This window comes from Cryobacterium sp. N19, assembly GCF_002929595.1.
Classification (GTDB): domain Bacteria; phylum Actinomycetota; class Actinomycetes; order Actinomycetales; family Microbacteriaceae; genus Cryobacterium; species Cryobacterium flavum.
In genome coordinates this window covers 70,298-95,581 of sequence record NZ_PJJR01000043.1, presented here as the reverse complement: position 1 = coordinate 95,581, position 25,284 = coordinate 70,298, and the positions used below count along the sequence as shown (strand labels likewise).

At 62.5% G+C, this 25,284-nt stretch carries 24 protein-coding genes and 1 pseudogene; 10 read left to right on the top strand and 15 right to left on the bottom strand.

Going from position 1 to position 25,284, the window contains the following annotated elements; all coding sequences use genetic code 11:
• Window positions 1–30: 30 nt before the first annotated feature.
• Window positions 31–531 (bottom strand): helix-turn-helix domain-containing protein, encoded by a 501-nt coding sequence (locus tag CXY78_RS03260; protein WP_158253253.1) that lies wholly within the window; start codon window positions 529–531, stop codon window positions 31–33.
• Between the two features lie 411 nt (window positions 532–942).
• On the opposite strand from CXY78_RS03260, the gene CXY78_RS20650 reads away from it, so the two are divergent.
• The 3 genes from CXY78_RS20650 (at window position 943) to CXY78_RS03245 (ending at window position 2,592) form a co-directional block, all read left to right on the top strand.
• A complete protein-coding gene (locus CXY78_RS20650) occupies window positions 943–1,332 on the top strand; it encodes a hypothetical protein (protein ID WP_140425642.1) in 390 nt (129 codons plus the stop codon).
• A 150-nt stretch (window positions 1,333–1,482) separates the two neighbouring features.
• A complete protein-coding gene (locus CXY78_RS03250) occupies window positions 1,483–1,872 on the top strand; it encodes a hypothetical protein (RefSeq protein ID WP_104088031.1) in 390 nt (129 codons plus the stop codon).
• 6 nt (window positions 1,873–1,878) lie between these two features.
• Window positions 1,879–2,592 carry an RES domain-containing protein gene (locus tag CXY78_RS03245; protein ID WP_140425641.1) on the top strand — a complete coding sequence of 238 codons (714 nt, stop codon included), beginning with the start codon at window positions 1,879–1,881 and terminating at the stop codon, window positions 2,590–2,592.
• 11 nt (window positions 2,593–2,603) lie between these two features.
• Here CXY78_RS03245 and CXY78_RS21840 read toward each other — a convergent pair whose 3' ends face one another.
• Window positions 2,604–2,729, bottom strand: coding sequence for a hypothetical protein (locus CXY78_RS21840; protein WP_255410383.1), 126 nt, complete (start codon window positions 2,727–2,729; stop codon window positions 2,604–2,606).
• Between the two features lie 332 nt (window positions 2,730–3,061).
• A pseudogene (locus tag CXY78_RS03240) lies at window positions 3,062–3,220 on the bottom strand (IS1380 family transposase); the annotation flags it as partial.
• 185 nt (window positions 3,221–3,405) lie between these two features.
• Between CXY78_RS03240 and CXY78_RS03235 the strand changes: the two are divergent.
• The 3 genes from CXY78_RS03235 to CXY78_RS03225 are packed head-to-tail and all read left to right on the top strand — an operon-like array spanning window position 3,406 to window position 5,140.
• Window positions 3,406–4,443, top strand: a complete 1,038-nt coding sequence (locus tag CXY78_RS03235) for a formylglycine-generating enzyme family protein (protein ID WP_233206069.1) — start codon at window positions 3,406–3,408, stop codon at window positions 4,441–4,443.
• Window positions 4,440–4,799 carry a YidH family protein gene (locus CXY78_RS03230; RefSeq protein WP_104088028.1) on the top strand — a complete coding sequence of 120 codons (360 nt, stop codon included), beginning with the start codon at window positions 4,440–4,442 and terminating at the stop codon, window positions 4,797–4,799. Before CXY78_RS03235 ends, CXY78_RS03230 begins: the two co-directional genes overlap by 4 nt.
• Window positions 4,796–5,140 (top strand): DUF202 domain-containing protein, encoded by a 345-nt coding sequence (locus CXY78_RS03225; protein WP_104088026.1) that lies wholly within the window; start codon window positions 4,796–4,798, stop codon window positions 5,138–5,140. The genes CXY78_RS03230 and CXY78_RS03225 overlap by 4 nt, the downstream gene beginning before the upstream one ends.
• Before the next feature lie 533 nt (window positions 5,141–5,673).
• Here the strand turns inward: CXY78_RS03225 and CXY78_RS03220 are convergent.
• From CXY78_RS03220 to CXY78_RS03180, 9 genes are all read right to left on the bottom strand, one after another.
• Window positions 5,674–7,128: a sulfatase gene (locus CXY78_RS03220; RefSeq protein WP_104088025.1), complete on the bottom strand. Its 1,455-nt coding sequence runs from the start codon at window positions 7,126–7,128 to the stop codon at window positions 5,674–5,676.
• Window positions 7,125–8,960: a glycoside hydrolase gene (locus CXY78_RS03215; RefSeq protein WP_104088023.1), complete on the bottom strand. Its 1,836-nt coding sequence runs from the start codon at window positions 8,958–8,960 to the stop codon at window positions 7,125–7,127. Before CXY78_RS03215 ends, CXY78_RS03220 begins: the two co-directional genes overlap by 4 nt.
• A 47-nt stretch (window positions 8,961–9,007) precedes the next feature.
• Window positions 9,008–9,877: a carbohydrate ABC transporter permease gene (locus CXY78_RS03210; RefSeq protein ID WP_104088022.1), complete on the bottom strand. Its 870-nt coding sequence runs from the start codon at window positions 9,875–9,877 to the stop codon at window positions 9,008–9,010.
• Window positions 9,874–10,854, bottom strand: coding sequence for a carbohydrate ABC transporter permease (locus CXY78_RS03205; protein WP_104088020.1), 981 nt, complete (start codon window positions 10,852–10,854; stop codon window positions 9,874–9,876). Before CXY78_RS03205 ends, CXY78_RS03210 begins: the two co-directional genes overlap by 4 nt.
• A 71-nt stretch (window positions 10,855–10,925) precedes the next feature.
• Entirely contained in the window at window positions 10,926–12,206 is a 1,281-nt protein-coding gene (locus tag CXY78_RS03200; RefSeq protein WP_104088067.1) for an extracellular solute-binding protein, read from the bottom strand.
• Between the two features lie 2 nt (window positions 12,207–12,208).
• Window positions 12,209–13,471: an ROK family transcriptional regulator gene (locus CXY78_RS03195; RefSeq protein ID WP_104088065.1), complete on the bottom strand. Its 1,263-nt coding sequence runs from the start codon at window positions 13,469–13,471 to the stop codon at window positions 12,209–12,211.
• Window positions 13,472–13,607: 136 nt separating this feature from the next.
• Entirely contained in the window at window positions 13,608–15,272 is a 1,665-nt protein-coding gene (locus CXY78_RS03190; protein ID WP_104088019.1) for a right-handed parallel beta-helix repeat-containing protein, read from the bottom strand.
• Between the two features lie 99 nt (window positions 15,273–15,371).
• Complete coding sequence (locus CXY78_RS03185) at window positions 15,372–17,420, bottom strand: beta-galactosidase (RefSeq protein WP_369827229.1); 2,049 nt, start codon at window positions 17,418–17,420, stop codon at window positions 15,372–15,374.
• Window positions 17,421–17,439: 19 nt separating this feature from the next.
• A complete protein-coding gene (locus CXY78_RS03180; protein ID WP_104088016.1) occupies window positions 17,440–18,966 on the bottom strand; it encodes a right-handed parallel beta-helix repeat-containing protein in 1,527 nt (508 codons plus the stop codon).
• 262 nt (window positions 18,967–19,228) lie between these two features.
• On the opposite strand from CXY78_RS03180, the gene CXY78_RS22030 reads away from it, so the two are divergent.
• From CXY78_RS22030 to CXY78_RS03165, 3 genes are all read left to right on the top strand, one after another.
• On the top strand, window positions 19,229–19,552 hold the full coding sequence (locus CXY78_RS22030) for an integrase core domain-containing protein (protein WP_104088015.1): 324 nt from the start codon (window positions 19,229–19,231) through the stop codon (window positions 19,550–19,552).
• Between the two features lie 191 nt (window positions 19,553–19,743).
• A complete protein-coding gene (locus tag CXY78_RS03170; protein ID WP_104088013.1) occupies window positions 19,744–20,391 on the top strand; it encodes a hypothetical protein in 648 nt (215 codons plus the stop codon).
• A gap of 255 nt (window positions 20,392–20,646) precedes the next feature.
• Window positions 20,647–20,886 carry an addiction module protein gene (locus CXY78_RS03165; RefSeq protein WP_104088012.1) on the top strand — a complete coding sequence of 80 codons (240 nt, stop codon included), beginning with the start codon at window positions 20,647–20,649 and terminating at the stop codon, window positions 20,884–20,886.
• Window positions 20,887–21,675: 789 nt separating this feature from the next.
• Here the strand turns inward: CXY78_RS03165 and CXY78_RS03160 are convergent.
• The 3 genes from CXY78_RS03160 to CXY78_RS03150 form a co-directional block, all read right to left on the bottom strand.
• Window positions 21,676–22,365 carry a Gfo/Idh/MocA family oxidoreductase gene (locus tag CXY78_RS03160; protein WP_158253252.1) on the bottom strand — a complete coding sequence of 230 codons (690 nt, stop codon included), beginning with the start codon at window positions 22,363–22,365 and terminating at the stop codon, window positions 21,676–21,678.
• Between the two features lie 157 nt (window positions 22,366–22,522).
• Window positions 22,523–22,804: a Gfo/Idh/MocA family oxidoreductase gene (locus tag CXY78_RS03155; RefSeq protein WP_104088009.1), complete on the bottom strand. Its 282-nt coding sequence runs from the start codon at window positions 22,802–22,804 to the stop codon at window positions 22,523–22,525.
• Complete coding sequence (locus tag CXY78_RS03150) at window positions 22,804–23,505, bottom strand: FadR/GntR family transcriptional regulator (RefSeq protein WP_233206068.1); 702 nt, start codon at window positions 23,503–23,505, stop codon at window positions 22,804–22,806. The genes CXY78_RS03155 and CXY78_RS03150 overlap by 1 nt, the downstream gene beginning before the upstream one ends.
• Before the next feature lie 146 nt (window positions 23,506–23,651).
• On the opposite strand from CXY78_RS03150, the gene CXY78_RS03145 reads away from it, so the two are divergent.
• Entirely contained in the window at window positions 23,652–25,253 is a 1,602-nt protein-coding gene (locus tag CXY78_RS03145; RefSeq protein ID WP_104088006.1) for an ABC transporter substrate-binding protein, read from the top strand.
• The last annotated feature ends 31 nt before the right edge of the window (window positions 25,254–25,284 follow it).

Sequence of the window (25,284 nt, the reverse complement as noted above, 5' to 3'; positions counted from 1 at the left end):
CAACCTCCGGCGGTCGCTCGCTGATCATGGTCATGTCCGGGATCTTGCCCGAGTTCTTCGCAGCGGGCCGTCTCGGACGCCTGATGCGCGGCCGGTGCGCAAGTGCTGATGCAGATCACCGCGCAGGCCACCCCGGCCGCCCTCGTAAAGCGCCTGGTAGATCGCTTCCGGGCTGACTCGCATTTCCTGCCGATCGGGAAACACCGCAGCCAGATGATCACTGATCTGTTCCGGACTCCATTTCAGGCACAACTTTTTCTGCACCACAAGGGCCAGTTCCGGACGGTCGAATTTGCTGCCCTTCGGGCGACGTCCACGAAGCTCGGCCTGCTTCTGCGCCGCATAAGGGGCATACTTCGTCCGTGCCTGCGGGCCAGTCTTGGCCCCGCCTCGAGCCAGCTCTCGACTGATCGTGGCAGCAGAGCGGCCCACCAGAGCAGCGATCGCCCGCACGCCGGTGCCACCCAGATGCAAGTCCGCGATCCGCAGTCGCTCCTCCAGGGACAAGTACCGCCCGGATACCTCTGCCACAGGAAGAGGGATCCGCCCACCCGTTGCTTGACGCCAACGCCGTCCAGTTCGTCGATTCACCCCGACAGCATCGCACGCTGCAGTCAGCGTCGAGCCTTGAGTCATCAACACCCAAAACCGCGCCTGTTTCTCAACCAGCTCATACTTCGACCACACGTACAACACCTCAAAAAAATCGAGTGTTGCAACGACCGGTTGAGTCCGCCGTTCCTCTACTGGGCAATCGGCCGCCGCCTCGTCCCACCGCTTGAACTGCCGAAGCGATCGCTGGCCAACCGCACGTCATTCGGGCACGACCAACGAATTGACGCGATCCGACGGGTTCTCCTGTCCGACGAGATGCTCCTGAACCTACGGATCGCAGGCGGCCTTGTGCTCCTCTTCGGCCAGCCACTGAACCGCATCGCATCCATGAAGTTAGACCACGTCAAGCTCGACGGCGACGCGACAACGCTCCAGGTCGTCGACGAGTGGCTGGACCTCCCCGCTCCGTTCGACGCGTTGATGCGGTCATGGCTTAGTACGCGATTCAATCTGCAGACCGCCGCGCACACACAGTCACCCTGGCTGTTCCCGGGCCTGATGCCAGGCCAGCACCTACTCCCGGCCTACATCTCCACAGCGCTAGCCAGGGAAGGCATTCCCGAACAACTCGGACGCACGGTCGCATGGCGCGACATGGTCAAAGACGCCCCACCGAGCATCCTTGCCGGCCTCCTCGGAATGACCCCTGAAACGGCCATGCGACACGCAGAACTCGCCGGCGCTAACTTCGCCCGCTACGCCGCGCTCCGCCACTGACTCATCGCCTCTCGACATACGGGATCGAGTGCAATTCGACGCCGTTGGACACGCATCGTTACCGGTATAGGCTGTGATTTACCAGGGATCGCATAGTGAAGTCTTAGTCTTTTGTTTGCTATTTGCTGTGGGATGTTGTGTACTTGATTCATGGGTACTACAACTGCACGGCCCGGGCTGCGGGGGTATGAGGAATCACTTCGGCTGTCGCCGGCCGAGATCGTTGCGGGGCTGCGTGAGACGCTCGGCGCGAAGCTTGTCGCCTATCTAGGAGGCGTTCGCGAAACTCGAGCGGTGCGCGAGTGGTCCGAAGGTAAGCGAGCTCCTTCTGCAGAAGTTGTCCAGCGCTTACGTACAGCGTTCTACGTGATGGCGTTGCTTCGTGACCGCGAGGCGGCATCGACCGTGGCGAGCTGGTTCCAGGGGATGAATCCTGAGCTTGGCGATGTGGCTCCGGCCCGCGCGCTGCGTGAACAGGATCTCGCAACAGCGGGGCCAGCTGTGCTGGCCGCCGCACGTTCGTTCGTGGCGTTCGGCTAAGCAGGAATGTCTGATGCAAATCTCATCCTGAATGCTGGCCTAGGTACGGTTTGGCGGGTTGGATTTCGCCCCGAACCGTGGGCTTGGAGCGACTGGAAGTACGCCAGCAATGAGGGGCGCTTCAACGGGCGGTGGGACGACATCAATGGTCAGTTCAGGACGGTCTACGCCGGGGATTCCCTCTTCGCATGCTTGATCGAAGTACTCGCGATGTATCGAGCCGACCCCCACCTGTCAGGCGCTCTGGACGAGATTGTGGAGGACGCTGCAGACACGGCAGAATTCCCTGCTCGAGTGCCGGCTGCCGTGAGTTACCGCTGGCTTGAGGATCGGCGAGCATCGACCGCCACGCTAGAGGGCACCTATTGTCGCGTGCTCGCTGCTGGGACTATCGCCGCGCTCTGGCCGCGTTTCGTTGACGCCGCACGCCGTCTGGGTGCAAGCGACTTCGACGCAGCGGCACTGAAAGACTCAGGGCCGCGGGATTTGACGCGCTCGATTGCGAGCTGGCTCTATCAGCAGACCGACCCGGTGATTGACGGCGTCGAATTCACATCAAGACATGGCGATGACCTTCGTCTCTGGGCGATCTTCGAGCGCTCATCGGCAGACTCGGATTTCTCGCCTCGACTCACCGACGTCGGACCGGTCGACCTAGCCCCAGAAACTCCAGAGCTCGTCGCCGCCTTCGCGGTGCTCGATCTGGTTTGGGCGGATTAGCAGAGCGGCGGTCATTTCAGGAATCCCGCCTTGGTGACGACGTCCGTGACGCCGGACTGCATCGTTGTAATCGCGTCATCCAGGGAGATCTGCCCGGCCAGGTTCGCCTTGGGCGCGGTCACCTGATCCCGGCTCAACAAATCCGAGTCTCAAGGAGACCGAGAACTGACGACGCGACCGAAGATTCGGCGAGCGTCCTTAACGCCTGGTAGCGATCACAGAACGCCGCCACTCAGCGATCAACTCCACACCTCATTTCCCGCAAGGGGAACTTCTCTACGGGGCGGCGGAAAAGCGTCCAGTCTTCGGCTTGGTCGTAGCGCCACTCGTGATGGATCGATTCCTCGTGCGTAACTCCGGTTAGCCAAAGAATCTGGCCTGGGTCCCAACCCAACGATTCGCCGACAGAACGCCCACCCACCCCGTTCCACAGAAGGTTCGGCTTAACCGCGACTCACCGGCTGGCTTTGCCCTGCTTCTGGTAGCCGTGGACTTCTTTGATCGTGTCGTCGACATCGACCAGGACGTAGTCGTTGATCCCAGAAGCGATCGGGGTCGCTTGCGGGACGTTGACCAACCACCGCCAGGCGACGGCGTCGAGTTGGCGGACGTGCCCAAAGGTGAACGATCCGGACGGCATTTGCAGTTTAACGCGCCGCCATCACTACGATCCCGATGGGTGGATCGACGCTTAGGTGACGGCACTCGGCGCAAGTTACGAGACACCCAGATGCATAGCGACAAAGCTGAGCGGCAGCGGGCAGGGCGAATTGCCCGCGGAAGGTTACAGTTCTCCCGAGGTATCGTGTTGTCATGACGAATGCCGAGACCGTCCAGACGGTTCCTTCGCGGTACCACGCGATGATCGTCGTGCCGGGCGGCGAGTTCGCGATGGGATCGCAGGACTTCTACCCGGAGGAAGGCCCGGTGCACCGCGCGACGGTCGATACCTTCGTGCTCGACCGGAGCCCGGTGACGAATCGGCAGTTCGCCGACTTCGTCGATTCAACCGGCTACGTCACGGTCGCGGAGCAGCCGCTTGATCCTGCGACCTTTCCACAGTTGCACTCGGATGACCTCGTCCCCGGAAGCCTGGTCTTCCATCCCACACACGGACCGGTCGATCTGGGTAACTGGCGGGCCTGGTGGGGTTGGGCGGCCGGCGCGAGCTGGCGGCATCCATTCGGACCCGACTCGCATATCGACGACAGGCAGGACCATCCGGTGGTGCAGGTGTGTTACACGGATGCTGCCGCCTACGCCGCGTGGGCCGGCAAACGACTTCCTACGGAATCCGAATGGGAGTACGCGGCCAGGGGCGGTCTCGAAGGGCAGACCTTCGCGTGGGGTGACGATCTGCGCCCGGATGGGCGTCTGATGGCCAACACCTGGCAGGGCTCCTTCCCGTATCGGAACACCGGGGCGGCAGGCTGGACCGGCACGTCACCGGTCGACACGTTCCCAGCAAACGGGTTCGGGCTGTTTGACATGATCGGAAACGTCTGGGAGTGGACCTCGTCGGAGTTCCTCAGCGACCACAGCGCTGTTCGCGCCGCTGCCGGCGCTCTGCTTACGCCGGCATCCGAATCATCGCTCACCGGTGGACCGGCACCGGGGAGTTGTGGCGAGGGATGCCTGTGTGGTCCGTCGTCGACAAACGAGGCACGTCAGTCGGTGTCGTCGCTTCCGCTGCCGGATCCTGACGTGCGCCGCGTGACGAAGGGTGGTTCACACCTGTGTGCGCCCGAGTACTGCCTTCGGTATCGACCCGCCGCACGGTCGCCGCAAACCGAGGACTCCGCGACCAGCCATATCGGGTTCCGCTGCGCCACCGACATCGCGATCGCATGACAGACCGACGCTTCCCGAAGGTGGTCTATCGACACGGTAGTGAGCCAGACCCGCGCTTCACGCTGGCCAATGAACGCACCTTCCTCGCCTGGATCCGAACCTCTCTCGCCTTGGTCGCTGCGGGCGTCGCGCTTGAGGCGCTCGAACTGCCGATTCAGCCGGAACTCCGCCTGCTCGCGGCCGCGATCTTCATCCTGTTGGGGATCGCTGCCCCAGCACACGCGTGGATCGGCTGGATGCGCACGGAGCGGAGGATGCGTCGGAATCTGCCGTTACCGGCTCCGGCGCTCTCCGGCGTTCTCGCCGCCGGAGTTGTCATTGCCGGTTTGCTCATCGCTGCAGGGCTGCTGTTGTGAGTGGCAGCCACATCAATGATCGACCGTTCGATGTCGGACTGCAGGCGGAACGAACGCTCCTGGCCTGGCAACGAACCGTGCTCTCCCTGGCCGTCGGTTGCGCCGTCGCCATTCGTCTGACGGTGCCCGCAATCGGTCTGGGTGGCGCCGTGGCCGGAATGGCGGGACTCGGCCTCGCGATTGCCGCTTACTTGGGCATCGCCCGGCGGTATCGGGCGACCCACAACGCTCTCCGGAGCGACGCAACGCTCCGCGGTGTCAGTGCGTGGCCGCTGGTAGCGGTCGCAGCGTCAACGGTGGCGCTGGGCACCCTCGCTGCCGTGTTTATTGTTGCGTACTGAAAGTTCGTGCGTACAAAATCAGTCGAGCGTCCTCTCCCTCAGTGCGGGCGACCTCCTGCGCACGCGGCGTCTCCCACAACCGCTTTCCGCCGCCACCAGCACGAAAGACAGTGCTGTAATGCCCAAGGCCCGTGGCTCAGCATTGTTCTGGACCATCAAAGCTGTGTTCGTTTCATAGGCCTGTTTCGTTTCCTCGTCATGGAGGCGTCGTCGACAAGCAACACGTCCCCTGGTTGGTCTCTGGCTCAGCTACAGAACAGCAGCGAAGGCCGCTTCCTGGTCAAGGCAGATCCGAGGAGCGCACATGGCACCAGTGCCCTGTGCGCCGAGTAACAGAGTCTTGGTTCCAGAACACGTCCCAGCTGTCAGCGCCATGTTTACTTGAGCAGAGGCCCAATCTCAAGAGCTGAACACCTCATATCTTCTTGGACACGCCAGCCGGAACACCCCCTGCGAGTATCACGGGAACTACGTTTCGGCCGGATGAGTCGCTCTTGCGGCGAGGAGATCGAGCCAAGTGCGCGCCAGCGTATTTAGTTCATCGATATGGCCGTGGGGTGGGCCGCCAGTCGGGCCGGTACCTCCTGTGTCGGGTGGGGTACGTCGCCGAGGTCCGCCTGCAGTCTCCAGAGCTGCGCTTCGAGTTCCTCCCGTATCTCGGTGTACGACGGTTCGTCGCAGACGTTGGTCAGCTCTTCGGGATCCGCCACGAGGTCGTACAGCTCCCACTCCGGCGGGTAGCTGATACCCGACGTGCCGGGGAGACCGAGGCCGTCATTGTAGAAGTAGATGAGCTTGTGGCGTTCGGTTCGAATCCCGTAGTGGGCAGGCGCATGGTGGTGCTGGTCGTCGTTCTCGTAGTACCGGTAGTAGACGGCGTCCTGCGTGCTGTCGGGTGAGCCGGTGAGTTGCGGCAAGAAGCTGGTTCCCTGCATCCGTTCGTGTGGTTCGACTCCGGCCGCTTCGAGGATGGTGCGTGCAAAATCGACGTTGGTGATGAGTTGCTCGACGGGTTCGCCCGGGGTGATTCTTGACGGATAGCTGACCAGCAGCGGCATCCGGATCGACTCCTCGTACATGAACCGCTTGTCGAACCAGCCGTGGTCGCCGAGAAAGAATCCCTGATCGGAGGTGTACATCAGGAGGGTGTCGTCGAAGTGACTCTGTGCGCGCAGCCAGTCGGTCACCCGCCCGACATTGTCGTCGACGGATGCGACGCAGGCCAGGTAGTCCTCCATGTACCTCTGGTATTTCCAGAGTGCGAGTTGCTCGTCATCCAGGCCCTCCGGCGGGTCCTGTTTGAGATCTTCTGGCGTCAGGTCTTCTGCGACCCGCATGGTTGCGCGGCGCGCGGCCTGTGAGCGGGTTGCGTGATCGTCATCGAAGGTACCCGGAACGCGGATCGGGTCCGTGTACATCCCCTTGTGCTTCTCGTCGGGTTCCCAGGCGCGATGGGGCGCCTTGTGGTGGATCAACAGGCACCATGGTTCGTCACCATCGAGTGAGTCGACCCAATCGAGGGCAAGGTCCGTGATGATGTCGGTCGCGTAGCCCGGAACCACCTCAACACCGTGCTTAGTGAGTATTTGAGGGTTGAAATACTCGCCCTGTCCTCTCAGCACCGCCCAGTAGTCGAAGCCCTGCGGGTCGTGAGCGGGGCCCTCGCCCATGTGCCATTTGCCCACGAGGCCGGTGCGGTATCCGGCATCCTTCAGGAGCGAGGCGAAAGTGGGCTGGCTCGCGTCGATCGGCGTGTCGAGGGTGGTGACCCCGTTCACGTGACTGTGCGTTCCGGTGAGAATCGATGCGCGGCTAGGAGTGCACAGGGCGTTGGTGCAGAAGCAGTTGTCGATGCGGCGTCCGGTTGCGGCGATCTCGTCGATACGCGGCGTCGTGTTCACCACGGAGCCGTACGCGCCGATCGCGTGTGACGCGTGATCGTCAGTGAGAATCAGGACGATGTTCGGTCGGCGGGCGGAGTTGCTCATCGGCCGGCCACCGCGGACTCCCCTGCCGCCACTAGCGTCAGCCTGCCCCGCAACGTATCCATGACGGCGAGACTCTCGCGAAGCCCACCGCGCCTGGCCCGAGCGAGCCAGCATTCCTCGTGCTGGTGCAGCAACCGTTCAAGGCGTGCCAAGAGGTGTGCGGCGTCGGATGCTGTCGGCTGGGAGTCTGCTGTGACGCCCGAATGGATCAGGTCGATGGCCAATACCGACATGTCGATCACAAATCTGATCTCTTTGATGATGTCTTCGGCATCCGCCAACGTCGGTGTTGCCGTGTCCAATCGCACAAGCGCCTCGGAAAGGACGCGCCGCGCGTCTGCGAGCGCGCCTGTCGTTGGCACCTGGCTGGCGCGCAGCTCGCCGCCGGACTGCAGCACGACCCAGAGTGGGGTCGTGTTGAGAATGTGCGTTCCGAGACTGTCGGCGATTCGGCCGATGTCGCAGAGGACCTGGCCGATGGCCCCGGATGCGTCGTCGAAGAAGTGACGGTTCAGCACCTCCGGCAGCGCACTGGGATCTCCGAGTCCCCGGTTCGCCTCGAGCGCCCAGCTGAACGCACCGCCGGCGGCGATCGGTGGCACCGAGACTGTGGGCGGGTCCCAGTATCCGTTGTTCCCCCAGGAGGTGACGAGGTAACCCTTCGAGTTGTTCTCCAGCCCAACCTCTGCCGCGTCGATGAGGTTGCCGAGTCCTTCGTCCAGGCGCCCGATCAGAGACCGCCAGGCGTTCGTTCCCGGAGCGACCCAGAAGGGGACGCCCCGCTCGATGAACGTTGCGGCGCGGTCTCTGAAGCCGTTCAGCAGGCCTCGGATGTTGATTTCGTGCGCGGCGTGGATGGCCTCCTCTTCCGCGTCGTTCAAAGCGGCGAGGCGTTGCATCGCGTTGGGGGTGTTGTACATCCAGACGACTGGAATAGCGCCGGTCGGCATGTCGTCGATGGCATCGGGGTGGTGAGCGATGACATCCGCCCAGTACTCGACTTCGTAGCCCTGGCCGGTCCAGGGCTCGATGATGCCGGCGACATAGTCTGTGTACACCCTCCCGAGCCCGACGGCTTCGGCCTTGGCCCGGCTCGTCCCAGCTCCCAGCTCCCAGGGCTCGTCGCAGTCGATGTTGACGCGCCGGGTGCGGAACAGAGGCAAGAGTTCACCGAGCAGATCGCCGACGAATCGGGCGTTCTCAGGCGTCGGAGCGAGGGTTGTCGGGGGAAGGATCTCGCTGGTCAGGTCGACCCCCTCCGGCTTTTCGGCTCGATGGGCATAGTCGGGGTGCGCGAGCCAACGCTCCATGTGGCCGAGGATGTTTTGATTGGGCACCAGTGCGATCCCTGCTGACGCGCACAGACCATCGAGCCAGCGGATGTCGTCTGCGGTGAGCGGTGAGGCGTGCTGCCAGACCCCGGGGTGATCGCGATATGCGAAGGTGTGCTCCGTGTAGAGCTCGAGCTGGTTGTACCTGGCGCGTTCGAGGAGCTCGACCAGGTTGCGCAGCGCGAGTCGGTTGGGGACCCGGTCACGGCTCACGTCCAGCATGTAGCCGCGCACCGCGAAGTCGGGCCAGTCCTCGACGTGGAATGCGCCGTCGTCGAGCATCCCGCCCATCCGAATTTGGGCGAGCGTTGCCAGTGCGTAGCGGAGCCCGGGTTCGTCGGAATGCCGGACCTCGACGCGGCCGTCCTGCGCTAGCAGGTGGTACCCCTGAACCGGTACCGTGAAATCCGTGATGACCTCAAGCGAAGCGAGTCGCCCTGCGGGGCGACCGTCCAGTGTGCTGAGCGAGCGCGGGACGGGAAAGATATCGGTCGAGAACAACGTGGTGACTCCAATGGTTTGAAACTGGCGGGCGGCTCGGAGCGGGGCTATCCTTTCACCGCTCCAGCCACCATTCCCTTGCTCATCTGGTTTTGCACGATGAGGAACAGGATGATGACGGGGATGGCAATAGCAGTCGATCCGGCCATGACACCGCCCCAATCGGTGCCGCGGTTTTGGGTCTGAAAGTTTTGCAACCACAGCGGGAGGGTGGTGGTCCCCGCTTTCGTCAGCATGACGAGAGCCAACGTGAACTCGTTCCAGGCGGCAAGGAAACCGAACACCCCGGTCGCTACCAGCCCTGGGCCGAGCAGCGGGAGGGTGATGCGGAAGAATGCTCCGGTTCGGGTGCACCCGGACACCATCGCTGACTCCTCGAGTTCCACCGGAACTCCGTCGATGAATCCCTTGAGCATCCAGGTGATAAAGGGCAGAACGGTCCCGGCGTACAGGATGGCGAGGCCGAGTGCGGAGTTGAGCAGGTTCCACGAGTCGAGCATCTTGTACTGGGAGATGAAGATCGCCTCGGTGGGGATCATTTGGATCACCAGAACGGCTACAATGACCCAGCGGCGGCCGAGGAATCGGAGGCGGCTCAGCGCCAATGCGGCCAGGCACGCCGACACGAGGGAGAGACCGACGGCGATGAGTGTGATGGTGAGACTCATTCGCAGGGACGACCAGAATTGCTTATCGGTGAACACCCCGGCGAACGCAGCAAGATCCGGTGCTGCGGGAAAGAACGTCGGCGTCTCGTTTAGAAGCTTGCTGTCTGGCAGCATCGAGCTATTGATCATCCAATAGACCGGGAACGCCCAGAGCAGGCCGAGGACGATGGCGAAAACGTTCCACAGCGTCCTTTGGCGGGTCGTGCGCGTGCGTCGCTGCCGCTGCCTGGGGTTTGCGATGACGGTCATGAGATGTCTCCCTGTTTTGCCAGTCCGCGCATGTAGAACCAGGTCATCATCAGCGCGATCGCCAGCATGACCATTGCCAGGGCTGACGCCATGCCGTACTCTCCCTGGCCAACGCCGATCTCGTAGACGTACGTGCCGAGCACATTCGTCTCCTTCGAGACACCGCCGGCCTGTTGGAGTACGTAGACCTGAGTGAAGACCCGGAAGTCCCAGATGACCTGCAATACACCGATGAGGAAGATGATCGGTTTGATGATCGGAAGCACGATGTAGCGGAGGCGGTTCCAGAATCCAGCACCGTCGATGCCCGCAGCCTCGAGCACCTCATCGCTGACCTGGGAGAGGGCGGCATAGATGGTGATCGCCACGAGAGGAATGCTCCCCCAGAGCACGATGACTCCCACGATGACGAGGAAGGTGACCGGGCTGGACGCCAGCCAGGAGAAGCCCTCGAATTGCGTCAGGCCGATGTTCACGAGCACGTAGTTGAGCACACCGAGCCGAGCATCGAGGATCCACTGCCAGACGGTGAGGCTGGCGATCGCAGGCATGGCCCAGACGAACATCAGGCAGACATTCAGAATAACCCTCGCGTAGGCACTGACGCGCTGCATCAGCACAGCCATGCCGATACCGACAGCCATCGTCGCCGCGGCCACCAGCACGCAGAATGCGAGCGAACGCCCCAGAACCGCCCAGAAGTACGGGTCGCTGACGATGGCGATGTAGTTGTCGAATCCGACCCATTCCGCTGGCTTTCCGAATTGCTGTGCGAGGCCGTACTTCTGAAGCGACATCACGACCTGGCGGAAGAGCGGGTAGCCAAGGGTCACCCCGATGACGACCGCGGGCAGGAGCAGAAGCGCCAGCGGCGCAAGCCGACCCTTCAGCCGCTTTCTGGGGCGAATGCGGTGCGGTGGCGGCGAACCGGCGAGCTCGATCGGGGAGACCGGCTTGCTCGCGGTGATGAGAGTCATGGTGTGCGTTTCCTGTAATTGGGAGGTTCGGGCGGAGCGCTCGGACGCCCCGCCCGCCGTGGTGTCGTTCCTTAGTTGCCCGCGTTGAGCGTCTCTTCGAGCGCTGCATCGACCTCTTTAGCCACAGCTGCGGGATCGTCACCCTGGGCAATGCGGGTGTAGAAGTTCTGGATGACGTTATTCCCTGTCGCAACACCCCAGGCTGGCGTGTTGGGTGTGAGCTTGGACGTCGTGACAGCCTCACGTGCGGCCTCAGCGAATGGACCGGTGAGAGCATCCGCATAATTGAGGTTGCCCGGAACCCAGCCGCCGTCGGAGGCGAGCAGGGACTGGAAGTCCTTGCCCATGATGATCTCCAGGGCGGACTGGCTGAGCGCCTGGTTCTTCGACGCAGCAGAGATGCTGATGTTTGATCCGCCGGCGAACGTGGCTCCGGCCTCGTCAGCGTCCAGGCCAGGGAACGCGAACATACCAACCTTGCCTGAGTCGAGCAGCTCTGGAGCGATCTGTTTGGCGACGTTGCCGGTTCCGACCATCATTCCGACCCTGCCCTCGTTGAAGAGGTTGTACATTCCGTTCGCAGCGGAGATGCTGTCCAGACCGTACTTCGTCCTGCTCGCCCAGATGTTCTGCAACTCGCCCAGCGCTTGTTGCGATTCCGGTGACGACAGCTCACCGGTCCACGTGCCGTCCTTCTCGGACGCATAGTCGCCACCGTTCGCGAACAACCATGACTCCGGCGCGTGCACGTCACTGGCGGCGAGATAGATAGCGGAGAAGTCCGCGACTTGGTCAGGATTGGCGGCCTGCAGCGTGTCGATCGCCTCATGAAGGTCGTCGAGCGTCTTGGGAACTTCGATCCCGGCCTTCTCGAAAAGGTCGGTGCGATAGTAAACCCCACGCGATCCAGCCGACAACGGCACGCCATAGATCTGGCCGTCCCAGCTGGCTGAATCGATGAAGCTCTGGATAAGCGAGTCTCCGCCGAGCTCGTCAACCTGGTCGGTGATATCACTGAACGCGCCGACGGAGGCGAATACCGAGGTCTGGGTGTTACCGGTTTCAACCAGGTCCGGGGTCTGGCTTTCGCTCGGGAGACTGGTCTGCAGCTTCTGGACAATTCCCTTCCACGCCTGCTCCTCGACCGTAAGCGTCGAGCCCGTGTTCTCCTTCTCGAACTGCGTCTTGAGCAGCTCCTGTGCGCTAGGCGGCACCGAATCCTTCATGAACCACACCCGGAGGTCGGCCGGTCCGGTCTCGGTGGCGGCCGGAGCTTCGCTCTCGGTCGCGCAGGCGGTCATGCTTGCTGCGAGTGCGAAGACCACGCCCGTTGCCACTGCTAGGTTTCTCATCTTCATTGATTAACCGCTCTCTTGTTGACTGCTGATGGGTTGGTGCTGAACTGGTGAGGGAGTTCCGGTTCGCCCAGCGCGGTGTCCGGGTAGCGCTCGAGCAGGGGGGACTGGTGGAACATTGCGGCAATAGCGCCGAGCGCGCCGACGTCGTCTCCGAGCGCTGCAGCCCGAATTGTGGGTGCCGTCTCCGGCACGGGCTGCAGCTCGTAGGTGATCGTCGCAATGGCCTGCTGCAGGATGACCGGAGCGATCTGCACGATCTCGCCGCCGATAACGATTTGTGAAGGGTTGAGGGTCACAGCGACGGTTCCGAGAACCCGGCCGAGGGCGTCACCTGCGTCGCGCAGCACGCCGTCGACGATCGGGTCGGCTTTGGCGACGGCGGCGCGCAGCTCTTCCAGCGAGCCTATTGCGACACCCTTGACCTGGCATCCGGCGAGTATCGATGGCACTGATGCGATGGTTTCCAGGCAGCCGCGTTTTCCACAACGGCACTGCAGGCCATTCGACTGCACCGAAACGTGACCGAGTTCGCCGGCAAAGCCGCCAGATCCTGTGACGAGGCGACCGCCGACCACGAGGCCCCCACCGATACCGTCGGACAGGCGCACGTAAACAAGATTCTCAGTGTCTGCTCCGTCACCCCAGATCGCTTCGGCCAGGCCGGCGAACCGGGAGTTGTTGTCGATGAGCACGGGGGCGCCGAAACGCCTCGAGAAAGAAGATCTGACCAGCTCTCCCGGCGTGATGTCCTTACTGGCGGCGTCGGCTTTTGGCAGGTTCGGCGCAAGTGGGCCCGGGTACCCAATGCTCACACCCTGCAGCGCGCCATAGTGCGTTCCTGTGTCGTGGCTGAGCTGGTCGAGCAGGTCGTGGGCAGAACGGATCCGTTCCGGCCAGGTGGAGTCGGCATCGTAGCCACGCGCACCAGACGCAATGATCTCGTGCGAGGCATCTGCCACCGCGACGTGCACTCGTCGACGCCCGAAGTCGATGCCCATGAGCTGCCCGGCACCGGGATCGATTGCAAGTCGCGCCGCGGGACGGCCACGACCGGCACGTTCACTCGAGTCCACGGCGGCAACGACGATGGCCCCACGCTCGAGCAGCACGGTGGTGATCTCGGACAGTGTGGTTCTGGACAGTCCAACATAATCAGAGATTTCACTCCGGCTCAGCGAACCGTGCTCGCTGAGCGCGCGCAGGACGCGCTCCTCGTGAGTTCTTCGGATGAGTGCGTGCACTCCGGTGGGCTTGAACACCTCAGTGACGATACGGGGGGTGATTTCTTCCGTCAACAGTCCGACATAAATAGAATCTGAATTTGTTTGTGTTCCTGACAGAAAGCTGTGGGCCACCCGTAACGATCGGGTGGCCCACAGCAAAACGTCGGTGTGGTTACCGCACCGGTCCGTTGTAGGCGCCGATATGAGGAACCGCGGCGTCCGATACCGGGTTGCCGTAGAAGTCGAGGCCGCCGTTGCCGGGGATCACTGCACCCGCGCCGAGCGCTACTGATTCTGGTTTGAGCGAGAACGTGAACGGCGAAGGCCGTTCCGGCTTCGCATATGTCCAATCGTTCAGGTATGGATTGCCGACGCGGCTCTCTGCATCCTGTTCAGTCGCGGTCTGGAATGCTGCGAGGGTCTGGTAGGTCGCCTGGTTGTATTGGAAGGCCGGCTCGTCATTGGGCGTGAAGTACACGTTGTGGTCGAGATCGGCGTCTGGTGTGGTGGTCGAGATCATGGTGCTCGGCTGGCCGCGATAGATGAGATTGTTGCGAATCAGGTTGGGTTGATCCCCCTCGAACCGCGACTGCAGACGGATGGCTTGACCCTGCGTGTTCCGCGCCATCGTGTTGTTGTAGATGTCGAGGCCGTCGACGATTCCCTCCGGATGCGGGGAGCTCACCATGATGTCGGGGGCCCCGATGGTCGACTGTCCGTTGCCGGCGAAGACGTTGTAGCGCACCACCGAGTTGCGGGAGGCTCCCTTGCCGGCGATCACGGAGAAGCCATACGCGTCGTTGTTGCTCAGATAGTTGTACTGGATCAGGTTGTCGTCGGTGCGGAAATCGGCGTCGAGGCCTGATCCGTCGTGACCCGTGCGACCCCGAATATTGCTGTGCGCCGAGTTGTATTGTGCCGTCAGGCGGGTTGTGTTACCCCACCAGGCGCCCTCGCCGTTCATTCCGGCTCCGCCGCCGTTGTGGTCCAGTTCGTTGCCGTCGACGAGTACATCGGTGGCGGAGAAGATCTGCGTGCCGGAGGCGTCATTGTGGTGCAGGTGCGAGTTCTTGATCACCGCGTTGACGATGCCGGTTCGGGGTGCCACCCGGTCGCCCAGGTCGCTCATGAAGCAGGTCGGAGCGTTGTGCGACCCCACCTCGTTGACCGGGTCGTACTCATCGAGCATCGAGTAGCCCATGTGGATGCCGGATTCGCTCTGGTTATACGACTCAACATTGTCGATGGTGATGTCGCGGATGGATGCGGTATAGCGGCATGGCTGGATAACCAGGCCACCGGTGCCGACGATCCAACCGGCGAACGGTGGTTCCCAAGCATTGTCATGCAGGCTCAGGTTGCTGAAGCTCAGGCCTTCCATGACCGTGTTGTCTTGGTCGGCGACGACGAGAAGATTCTGCCAATACCCTCCGGTGAGCTCAAGATCGGCGACCTGCCAGTGACTCTGATTGCGGAGCACGATGGCGGCCGGCGCATGCTTCTCTGTGCCGCCGCGGAGCACGGGTCTGGCGCCCTGCCCGTAGGAGCCGATGACGATCGGCAGGTCGGCCGTGCCGGATCCGGTCGGTTGCAGACTGCCCTCGCAGGACGTGTCCTTCTTGAACAGGATGCGCTCACCGGGCTGGAATTGTGCCGGCAACTGTTCGATGGAGTTATACGGCTTCTGGATCTTGCCGTTGCCCGCCTTGTTCTGTGAGCAGTCCACGTGATAGGTTCCGGGCGGCTTGGCTGCTACGGCGGCGTCCATGGGTGGAGTGGTCACACTGAACGCGAGGGCGCAGCTGACTCCTGCCACAAGCAGAGTACGTATCTTCATTGATGAATCGCTTCCTTGTCGGAACGGTCTGGATCTCAACCACCGTACGGAGGCCGATTTTTTCCGTCAACAATCCGGCACAATAGGCTCGCAGATTGCTCACGGGGCCAGCGATGATTCCTGCACGACGACGACCGCGCCAGCCGGAACGAGCAGCGTTCCGGCCGCTTCGACGCCGGTGAGGAGTTCTGTGCCTTCGCAGGCGATCGTCGCGTCTGCTGCAGTGTGGTTGACGGCGAAGAGGAAGCACGTGCCGTCGTCTCGCCTGCGGCGGGTGACTTCGACGCCGGCGGGAGCCTGAACGGCCGGAAGAACCCCCGACTCCGTCAGCAGCGCGTCAGTGAGCGCGCCAACCGCTTCCGAGTCGAGGGCGGTAGCCACGTACCAGGCGTGGCCATCCCCCGCCGCCTTCCGGGTGAGGGCCGGGACATCCGTCAACGGCGAATCGGTGAACCTGACGAGTGCCTCGGCTCCCTCCAGGTGCATGTGCTCACTCCACACCGTTCCAATGCTTCCGTCGGAAAGGACCACAGACTGGTCCGCGAGCAATGGGTAGAACTCCTCGGTTCGCACGCCGAGTAGTTCACGGAAGGCACCGGGGTATCCGCCCGGCCGCACGTGGTCGTTTTCGTCGACGATCCCGCTGAAGTAGGTAACCAGCACGCTTGCACCACGCTTCGCTGCACGCGCGATGTTCGCGGCGGCGACATCCGTCACCAGATACAGCGAACAGACCAGAACCAGTTTGTAGCGGGAGAGATCTGCCTCCGGATGAACGATGTCGGCGCTGATACCACGCAGCCAGAGAGCGCGATGGTAAGCACGCATCGTGTCCAGGTAGGCGATTTCGTTGCTCGGGTGCGAGTCCAGTTCGATGGCCCACCACGCCTCGTAGTCGAAAACGATGGCGACGTCGGCGTCTACCCGTGAGCCGCGAACCGACTCCAGTGACCGCACGGCGCGGCCCAAGTCGACAACCTCCCGCCACATGCGCGTGTCGGTTCCCGCGTGCGGGACCAACGCGGAATGGAACTTCTCGGCACCCGAAAGACTCTGTCTCCATTGAAAGAACATGACCGCGTCGGCGCCCCTGGCGACGTGGGCAAGCGAGTTGCGGCGCATCTCGTTAGGGGTCTTCGCCCGGTTGCGCGGCTGCCAATTCACGGCGGATGTCGAATGCTCCATCAATATCCACGGGTTTCCCCCGGCGATGCCGCGGGTCAAGTCCGCACTGAACGCCAACTCGATGTGTCGTTCGGGATCCGCCGCCACCAGATAATGATCATTGGCCACTACGTCGAGGTCACCGGCCCAGGAAAAATAGTCCATCGATTTGGTAGCCGTCGTTGCCATCAGGTTCGTGGTGGCCGGAATGCCAGGGGTCACCTCGCGGATGACGGACACCAGACCCCGGTAGAACTCGAGCAGCGACCAGGAAGAGAACCGCTGGAAGTCAAGCCGCTGCGTAGGGTTGATGCTGGTCGGGGTCGCTCGAGGAGGCAGGATCTCCTCGAATTCGGCGTAATGCTGTGACCAAAACGCGGTACCCCAGGCCCGGTTCAGCTCCTCAATCGTGCCATATCGATTCTCGAGCCAACGCCGGAATGCGGCGGCGCTGTCGTCGTCGTAGAACTCGGAGACATGGGCGCCCAATTCGTTGTCCAGGTGCCAGAGCGCGAGCGCAGGGTGGTTCTTGTACCGCTCGGCCACCACGCGTGTGATGCGCTGCGCGTGGTACTGATACGCCGGCGACGACGGCGAGTAGTGTCGCCGCGATCCCGGCCAGAGCGTTGTGCCGTCGGAGAGTCGCGGGAGGATCTCGGGATGCTTGCGAGTAAGCCACGCCGGCGGCGCGGCCGTGGCGGTGGACAGGGCGACCCGTACGCCGGCACCATGGAGGTTGTCCATCACCTCGTCGAGCCAGCCGAAGTCGTGCTCGCCTTCGACCGGTTCGAGCAACGCCCAGGAGAAGATCCCGACGCTGACCACGCTGACGCCGGCCTCCCGCATCAGGTCGATGTCTTCCGAGCGCACCGAGCGCGGCCATTGTTCGGGGTTGTAATCCCCACCGAAGCCGAGGAAGTCCAGCCGCGCCGGCCACGATGCTGCCGTGCTCCAGTCAGGTCGGGTCGCTGCCACTCTGTTCACTGGTACTCCTGTTCACGCGTCAGCATTTTTGCTGAGCCATCTGCAGGCCGCTCGGGGCACTTGCAGTCGATTCCGCCCCAAAGAATCGGCTGAGGTCCGCGCTGCCGCGCAGCGCCTCGAAGTTCGCGTTGTGGGCGTTTTCCGTGTAACGGAATTCGGTCACAGCGGGGAAGGCCGACCAACCGCCGGGGGCACACACACCCCTGTCTTTTGCCGAGTTCGTATCGGCCGGCGGGTTCTGAACACCGATGAGGATGTTTCCCTTGAAGGTGTATCCGCCGGAGCGCAGCCGGAAGTCTGCGGTTCCCGATCCTTCCTTGTACACGATGTTGTGATCGAAAGTCACGGTGCGCAGATTCGGATTGTTCTCGTTGACCACCGTCTGGCTCACTCCGTCGCCGATGTAGATGGTGTTGTGGTGGACGTTTGCGCTTTCTACTCCACCATTGCAGTTCTCTACACCGCGGAAGGCGTCGTTTTGACTGAAGTTGTACCGCACGACGGCATTGCGGATGATTCCCGGGCCGTTGTTGCAGAGCAGGAAGAACCCGCCGGCGTTATCGTGACTCAGGTTGTACTGAAAAGTCGTTCCGATGTTGCCCTGGTCGACGTCATAGGCCATTCCATCTCGATGTGTCTCGCCGAGTGAAACATCGTTGTACTGAACCAGCGTGTTGTCCGTATTGAACGGCCAGATTCCGGCGTTGTAACCGGCCGATCGCTTCTGAAAGCCGACGACGGTATTCCGCTCAACCAGTGCACCGTCTGTCGTATTCATCACGATGCCGTCGCCGCCGAGGTCCGTGAGGGTGTTCCCGCGCACGACGACGCGGGTCGAGGCCAGCCAATTGTTCGGCGCCGTGCTTCCCACCTCGGGACGGTTGTTCCATGGACTGGAGACAATCAGGATGCCTTGGCGGTCTATGTGGTCAATCCGGTTGTTCAGGATCTGCACGTCGTCGTAGCGGGTGGGAACGGCGCTGCCGGTGACCGTGAAACCGATCGCGGCGCTTCCGTTCGGCCCCTTGAGGTCACCGCCGAACACATCGTGGATGTAGAGGTTTTCGAGAAGGTAGCCGGTACCCGTGCCGTAGTCAGCCAGTTCGACATGCACTCCGCGGCGCTGGGTACCGGGGGCAGCGGCGTTCGTGATTTCGAGGTTCGACAGCACAATGTGTTGAGCATTCAGCAGATGTACGGCCGACTGGGCGCCATCTCCGTCGATCACCGCCCGTTCGGTCGCGTTGCCGTAGTCAGAGATCACGAAGGGATCGTCACTCGCCCCTGAGCCGTCGGGCGATAGGGTGCCCACGCAGGTCGAGCCGCGCAGAAACAGGAGCTGATCTCCCGGATGGAAGGCGTGCGCATTGACTTGTGCAAGGTCATTCCATGGGGCGGCCTCCGTTCCATTGCCGGCCTCGCTTGCGGAGCAATCGACATAATGGTTGGCTTCGTCGGCAGCCGCCGGAAGTGCACCTGCAGTGAAGGTTCCCACGCCGAGTGCCAGTGCCGAAATGATGGAAATGGTACGTCGTCGTACAGACATTCTTCTCCCGTTGTGTTGAGATCGTGCCCAGTAGGATGGACGCGCCAAACTGTCACCGTACGTGGCCTGATTTTTTCCGTCAATGTACCGACGTAATTCCGCTCACCGATTCAATGCAAGACTCCGTGGGCACGAACGTCCTGCAGGTGCCGATCGAGTAGGAACACGGCATTCGAGATTGTGCCTTCCGCGATCCCGCCGGAAACCTGATTCCGGTCACGTCCCGCTCTGTGGAGTTTCTCGACACCGTGCGGGTCAGTTATTGTCACTCAATGAATCGCGCAAGATCTCGGGGGGCTACGGAGTCGATGACGGAATCGCCGCGGGGAAGGAACTTCTCGCTCGCTCTGACCGACCTACGGCGATCTTCGCAGCCAATGACAACATCGCAATCGCGACGCTGAAAACCGAGTTTTACTACCGCCGGATCTGGCCCACCCGGGCCCGAGCAATCCGAGACGTCGCGATGTGGATCGAGGACCGCTATAACCGTCGCCGTCGCCACTCCTCGATCGGGCATGTCACGCCTGTGGACTTCGAGATGCAATACTCGTCACAGGCCGCAGAGATCCAACTCGCCGCTTAACCCGTGTCCACTCTCCGGGGTCAAGGCCGAACCGACACCGTCCGAGTCCCGTCGCATGGTTGTCCCTCGCGGTGTGCGGCACGCTCACTGGTTGCGCGGGAGCAGTCCCGGTGTCGGACGCGGTGTCACAAGTGTCGGCGCGCAAGGCAGTCGCTGACGTCTCTCGGGGTCTCTACCGTGAGGGGACGGACGTGATCGATGACTATGCCCGCTGGGCTGACACCGACACCGAGAAATCGACCGTAGTCGAGTTGATCGGCTACGAACCATATCCCGGCGCGATCCACGGCGAACCAGTTGGAGCGCTGCAGTTTCGTGCGACGCTACAGCCCACCCCGAACGAAGGGCCGCACGTCGCTTGCTTTGAGTCGCAGTTCGATTTCTGGGGCGTCGCGACCGAGGAGCCCGGAGAATGGAGCGACGACACAGCGGTCGCCCACGACATCGCTTGCCCGCCGGACGCAAAGCGCATCCCCCCTCTGGTCGACACCCGCTTGGTTGACGTTGTTCCCGACGGAGCGGAGGCTCTCGTCGTCGAGGTGCTGACAAACGCGCCGTCCGCGGCATCCGCTGACGACATAGTCGCCGAGATCGTCAAGCGGATGCCGCAGCCGACCGGTGAGCGTGAGGTCGCGTTCGATCCCGAGGCGACGGTAGTCGACGGCGACGGCGACATCGGCTTCGCGATGGGCGATGGGGACGACTGCCTGCTCGTGAAACGAGACGTCGACGGCGTGCAGGTGGTGCAGGTGCCCAAGGTTCTGCTTCAGCCCGGAGAGCTCGGGTGCGCAGCCGGCACTGCGCTCCAGCCGGGCGACCAGCTACGGTCCCCCCACTGACCCAGAATCTGGACGCTCGGCAATCGGCCCAATTGGCCGCGGATCCGTCGCGCAGGGGGTTCGCCTATCGGGCCTCGAGTCTTCAGCGTATCCCGTGGTTCGGCGAAGTCGGCTCGGGAACGTCCGGAGGCTCTGGTGGTTGTCTGACGAGTCCGCCAGTGGTGTAACGAGGTGCGTTGGGCTGCGGACCGGCGCCGTGCCGTGAGTCAAATTTGGACGCTGGCTGATGTCAGCCTGCCGTCGTATACTGGCCAAATGACACCGAAGCTTGCGGCTTACATCGCGGCGGGTAAGGCCCTCGATGCTGACGAGCGCGAGATCGCCGCTCTTGCCCTTCAGCAGGTCGATGCGTCAGACCAAGCAGCGATAGACGACGCCTGGGACCAGGTGGTCGGCCGACGACTCGACGAAATTGTCAGCGGCAAGGTCGAGCCGGTCAGTGGCCGGGAGACCATCGCCATCGCGCGGGCACGATCGGCCGCACGGCGTAAGTGACACGGGACTGGAACGAGCATCCCGCCGCGCGTGAGGAGTGCCTCGACGCCTACGAACGTTACTCTGCGATCGAGGACGGCAGGCTCGGAGACAAATTCACGGATGCCGCAGCTGAATTGATCCTCCAATGGTCGGATGCGGCGGCGCGAGCCCGTAGTCCGCACGTGGCATCTCGGCAAGTTTCCGTACAACGTGGTCTATGCCGTCCGAGATAGTGACATATTTGTGCTGGCCTACGCCCATGAGTCGCGTCGCCCGGGTTACTGGGCGCGTCGGCTCGCCGACTGACCCCGGACCGAGCTTTCGAGTCGCCCCTACCGCGGGCGTGTGAGATCGCGAACCGCGACAGCCGTGCCCACATATTGCCCATACTTGACTGAAACGATAGTGACTGCGGAGCCTCGCAGATGATCATAGATCGTTGAATCTATGCGGGAGTTGGGCCACCGGCGGGCTCTGACTGGGGTCGTGCTGGGGTCCAAATCCCACCGTCGCGGGGCCGGCCGTTTCGGGACGCCAATGAGGCCACGTGGGACGGCGAGTCCGCGTTTTTCTGGGCTGGCATAGGACATGCGTTGCACGGTTGCTCAGGCGGCACGGAGGCAGCGGACCCACTTCTCCTGGCCTTGAGGGCGGGCGAAGGTCAGGCCGCGGCAGTCATGATTTAGTCATGATGAGAGGCGCAACTCGCCGCAATCGTGGTGATCATAGCGACCCTGGAGTCGTCAACCCGCCGGTTTACCGACGGCAGATCGAGTAGTAATTTGGAGCCTCGTTCCAGAGAAGCGGTTAGATGAGGCCGGCCGAACTGGTGATCTCACCGACCGAAACGGTGCGTTTCTCCTGCAGTGAGCGGGTCAGCGCGTCGGCTGTTGCGATGGACGCCCTCGCCGCAAATCCATCTGTCAGCGTCGCCAGGGCAGGATCGACGATTCCGGATGTGACGAGCTTGGTGAAGTAGTCGAGTTCGTTCCTCATTGCTGCTCGCAACCATGCCGGTGGCCGTTGGGTCGAATCTCCATACGTGACGCCGCCGCCGGATAGGGGTGCCATATTCGTGCGCGTGCGTTCGGCATCTGTGCCCAAAGCGCCGTGTAACGGGTACCGCTCGACTCTGTCACCGACGTGCACCGTCACTCCAACGTCGTGCATGTCGATCAGCACATGGCCCTTGGTGCCCTGCACGGAAATGACGTGTTGCGGGTGGCGAAACACGGAACCCCACTCCGCTGTGGCATAGCGATGCCCGGCGAAGGTCAGGCTGACCAACAAAATCGCGTCTTCATCGCCGGCGCGCGGGCCCGCCTGGGGCGCGTCGCCACCGATCATCGTCGCTGTCTCTGCCGAGCCCATCAGACGCTGGATGATGTCGAGCTCATGGATGTGGTGATAAAGGTGGCCGCCAGAGAGTGCCCTCGTTTTCTTCCAGGTCGGGGCCTGCGTGCCGTCTTCCCATCCCGTGCGAACCGCTCGCGACAATGGGGTCGCCGATCGCACCGCTCGTGATCAGGTCGGCTACGCGGCGTATTCCGTCTATAAAGTGCATGACGTGTCCTGCCATGAACTGCACGCCGGCGCTGTCGCACGCTGCCACCATCGCATCGCAGCCCGGGTACGAGAGAGCCACCGGCTTCTCTCAGAAAACGTGAACTCCGCGCTGTGCGGCTTGTTCCACGGGTTCGCGATGAGCGTGATTCGGCGACGCGACGATGACGGCATCCACCCTGTCTGGGAGGTCGTCGAGGGTTGGCAACACCGCGCATCCGAGATCGCGGGACAGCTTGTTGGCGTCGCCCGGCGAATAGGCCGCCACCAGCTGTGACGTTCGGGATTCAGACAGGATGCGTGCGAACTCGAGGTCGAAGTATCCGGCTCCGATAATTCCATATCGCAGGGGAATTCCACCCGTGAGGCGCATCAGAACTGGGACAGTGCGCGTTGTAGGGGCTCGTAGTGTTCAATAACGGCTTGGCGATAGCCGGCGACATCGCCGCGCACGGCAGCGTCCAGCATGTCGCCGTGCGCTTTGGCGGTCTTCTGAATGTCGGCCGGTTGCGGAATTCCCAGTTGTGGGAGCACAGCGGAGTGCACGTCCCAGAACGCGCCGACCAGTTGCTCCGCAAGACGGTTGGATGTTACTCGGAAGAGCTTTGTGTGGAACGCGCGGTCGGCTTCCAGGAACGACTCGCCCTTATCGGCTCTGTCCACCATCTCGGCAACGAGATCGGCCAGCTCGGCGGCATTACCGTTGGCAGCCCCATCAACGACGCGATCAGCCATGGCGAGGTCGAGTGCCAATCGCACCTCAACGACCTCGCGTAGTGCAGCCAACGAGCCGTCGGGGGAGAGGACACCACGGAAGACCAGCGTCTCAACCATCGGGTCTAAAGACATGGCGCCCACGAAGGTTCCGTGCCCGTGGCGTACTTCGACGATATCCAGTGTGGACAGTGTGCGAATTGCTTCGCGCACCGACGAGCGGGAGACGCCGAAAGTTTCGCACAGTTCGGGCTCGGTCGGTATGGGATCGCCGGGCTTGAGCCCCCGCGTAAGGATCAACTCTTTGATCTGTGTGGCCGCTGTCGACCGCCGCATCCGCGCTTCATTATTGGCTGCCATAGGGATGCTCATAGCGCCCTCTGATCGGCGTCAACCGCCGGGCCGGAGAAATCTTGTGTTGTGCGAAACGCTGACATATGTTTAGAGTACATCAGACGTAAGATGTCTTCAATACGCCTTCCTCTCAAATCTCGATGGAGCAACACATGCAAAGAAGCACACTCCGCAGTCGCGGCCCGGGGCGATTCACGGCGGTGGTCGCTGGATCGGTGATCGCGGCATTCGCCCTCGCCGGCTGCAGCCCCTCCGCCGGAACCGACCCCACGGCCTCAGATTCTGCAGCAGAGACCGACCCGGATGCCATTATTCAGGCCGGCATTTCCTACACGCTCAGTGGCAGTTTCGACCCGATGGTCGCCTCGGGCGCCGTCACGGTCGCCGCAAACTGGCACGTTTTCGAGGGCCTCGTCGACCTCGATCCCGTCACCCGCGAGCCCTACGCCGCACTGGCGGCAGAGATGCCCACGCAAGTGGACGACACGACCTATGACATCGACATTCGTGCGGGCGCTACGTTCCAGAACGGTGATCCCGTCACCGCCGACGACGTCGTGTTCAGCTATGAGCGGGTCTTAAACCCGGATTCGGGCAGCTTTTTCACGACGTTCATCTCGTTCATCAACACCGTTGAAGCCGTCGATACCGACACCGTCAGAATCACCACGGATTACCCCTTCTCTCTCATTAATGAGCGCCTCGGCGTCGTCAAGATCGTGCCGAAAGCGCTCGTTGAAGCGGATGCCGAGGCGTTCGGAGCGAATCCGGTGGGTTCCGGTCCCTACGCCCTCGTCTCCGCGGTTCCGGACAGCGCCATCGTGTTCGATCGCTATGACGCCTACAACGGACCCCGACCGGCGAAAGCCGCCGGTATGAACTGGAGCTTGCTCTCAGACTCCGCAGCCCGCGTCACCGCGATGTCGAGCGGCACCATCCAGGCGATGGAAGACGTGCCGTACATCGACGTTGACTCCCTCGCGGCCACGACAGATGTGGAGACCGTTCAGTCCTTCGGTTTGCTCTTCATGATGTTCAACACGCAGCTCGCCCCCTTCGACGACGTGCGTGTTCGTCAGGCGTTCTTGTACGCACTCGACATGAACAAGATCATCGACACCGGGCTGCTGGGCAACGCCGAGGCAGCGACGTCGTTCCTGCCTGAGACGAACCCGAACTACAACGAAGCGTCAACGGTCTACACCTACGACCCCGAGAAAGCGCGGGATCTGTTGGACGAAGCTGGCGTGACGGACCTTTCGATCACGCTGCTGACGACGGACACAAGCTGGGTCCGCGACGTGGCACCGCTGATCAAGGAATCCCTGGACGCGATCGGAGTCGAGACAACGCTCGACATTGGTCAGTCAGGTGCCCAGTACACCAAGGTGGACTCCGGGGACTTCCAGGTCATGGTCGCCCCTGGCGATCCATCCGTCTTCGGCAACGACCCGGACATCCTGATGCGCTGGTGGTACGGCGACAATGTGTGGCCCAACGACCGCTACCGCTGGTCCGACAGCCCGGAATTCGCCGAACTGACCGCACTGCTTGACCAGGCCGTGGAACTCAGCGGCGACGATCAGCAGAACGCTTGGAACGAAGCATTCGATCTGGTATCGGAAGAAGTTCCGCTCTACCCGCTGTTCCACCGGAAGCTGCCGACCGCGTTCGATGACACCGGCCTCGTGGACTTCGCGCCGGTGCCGACCACTGGACTGTCCTTCCTCGACGTTGGAGTCGCAGCACAATAAGTTCCCGCCGGGGCGCGGCCTGGCGCCGCGC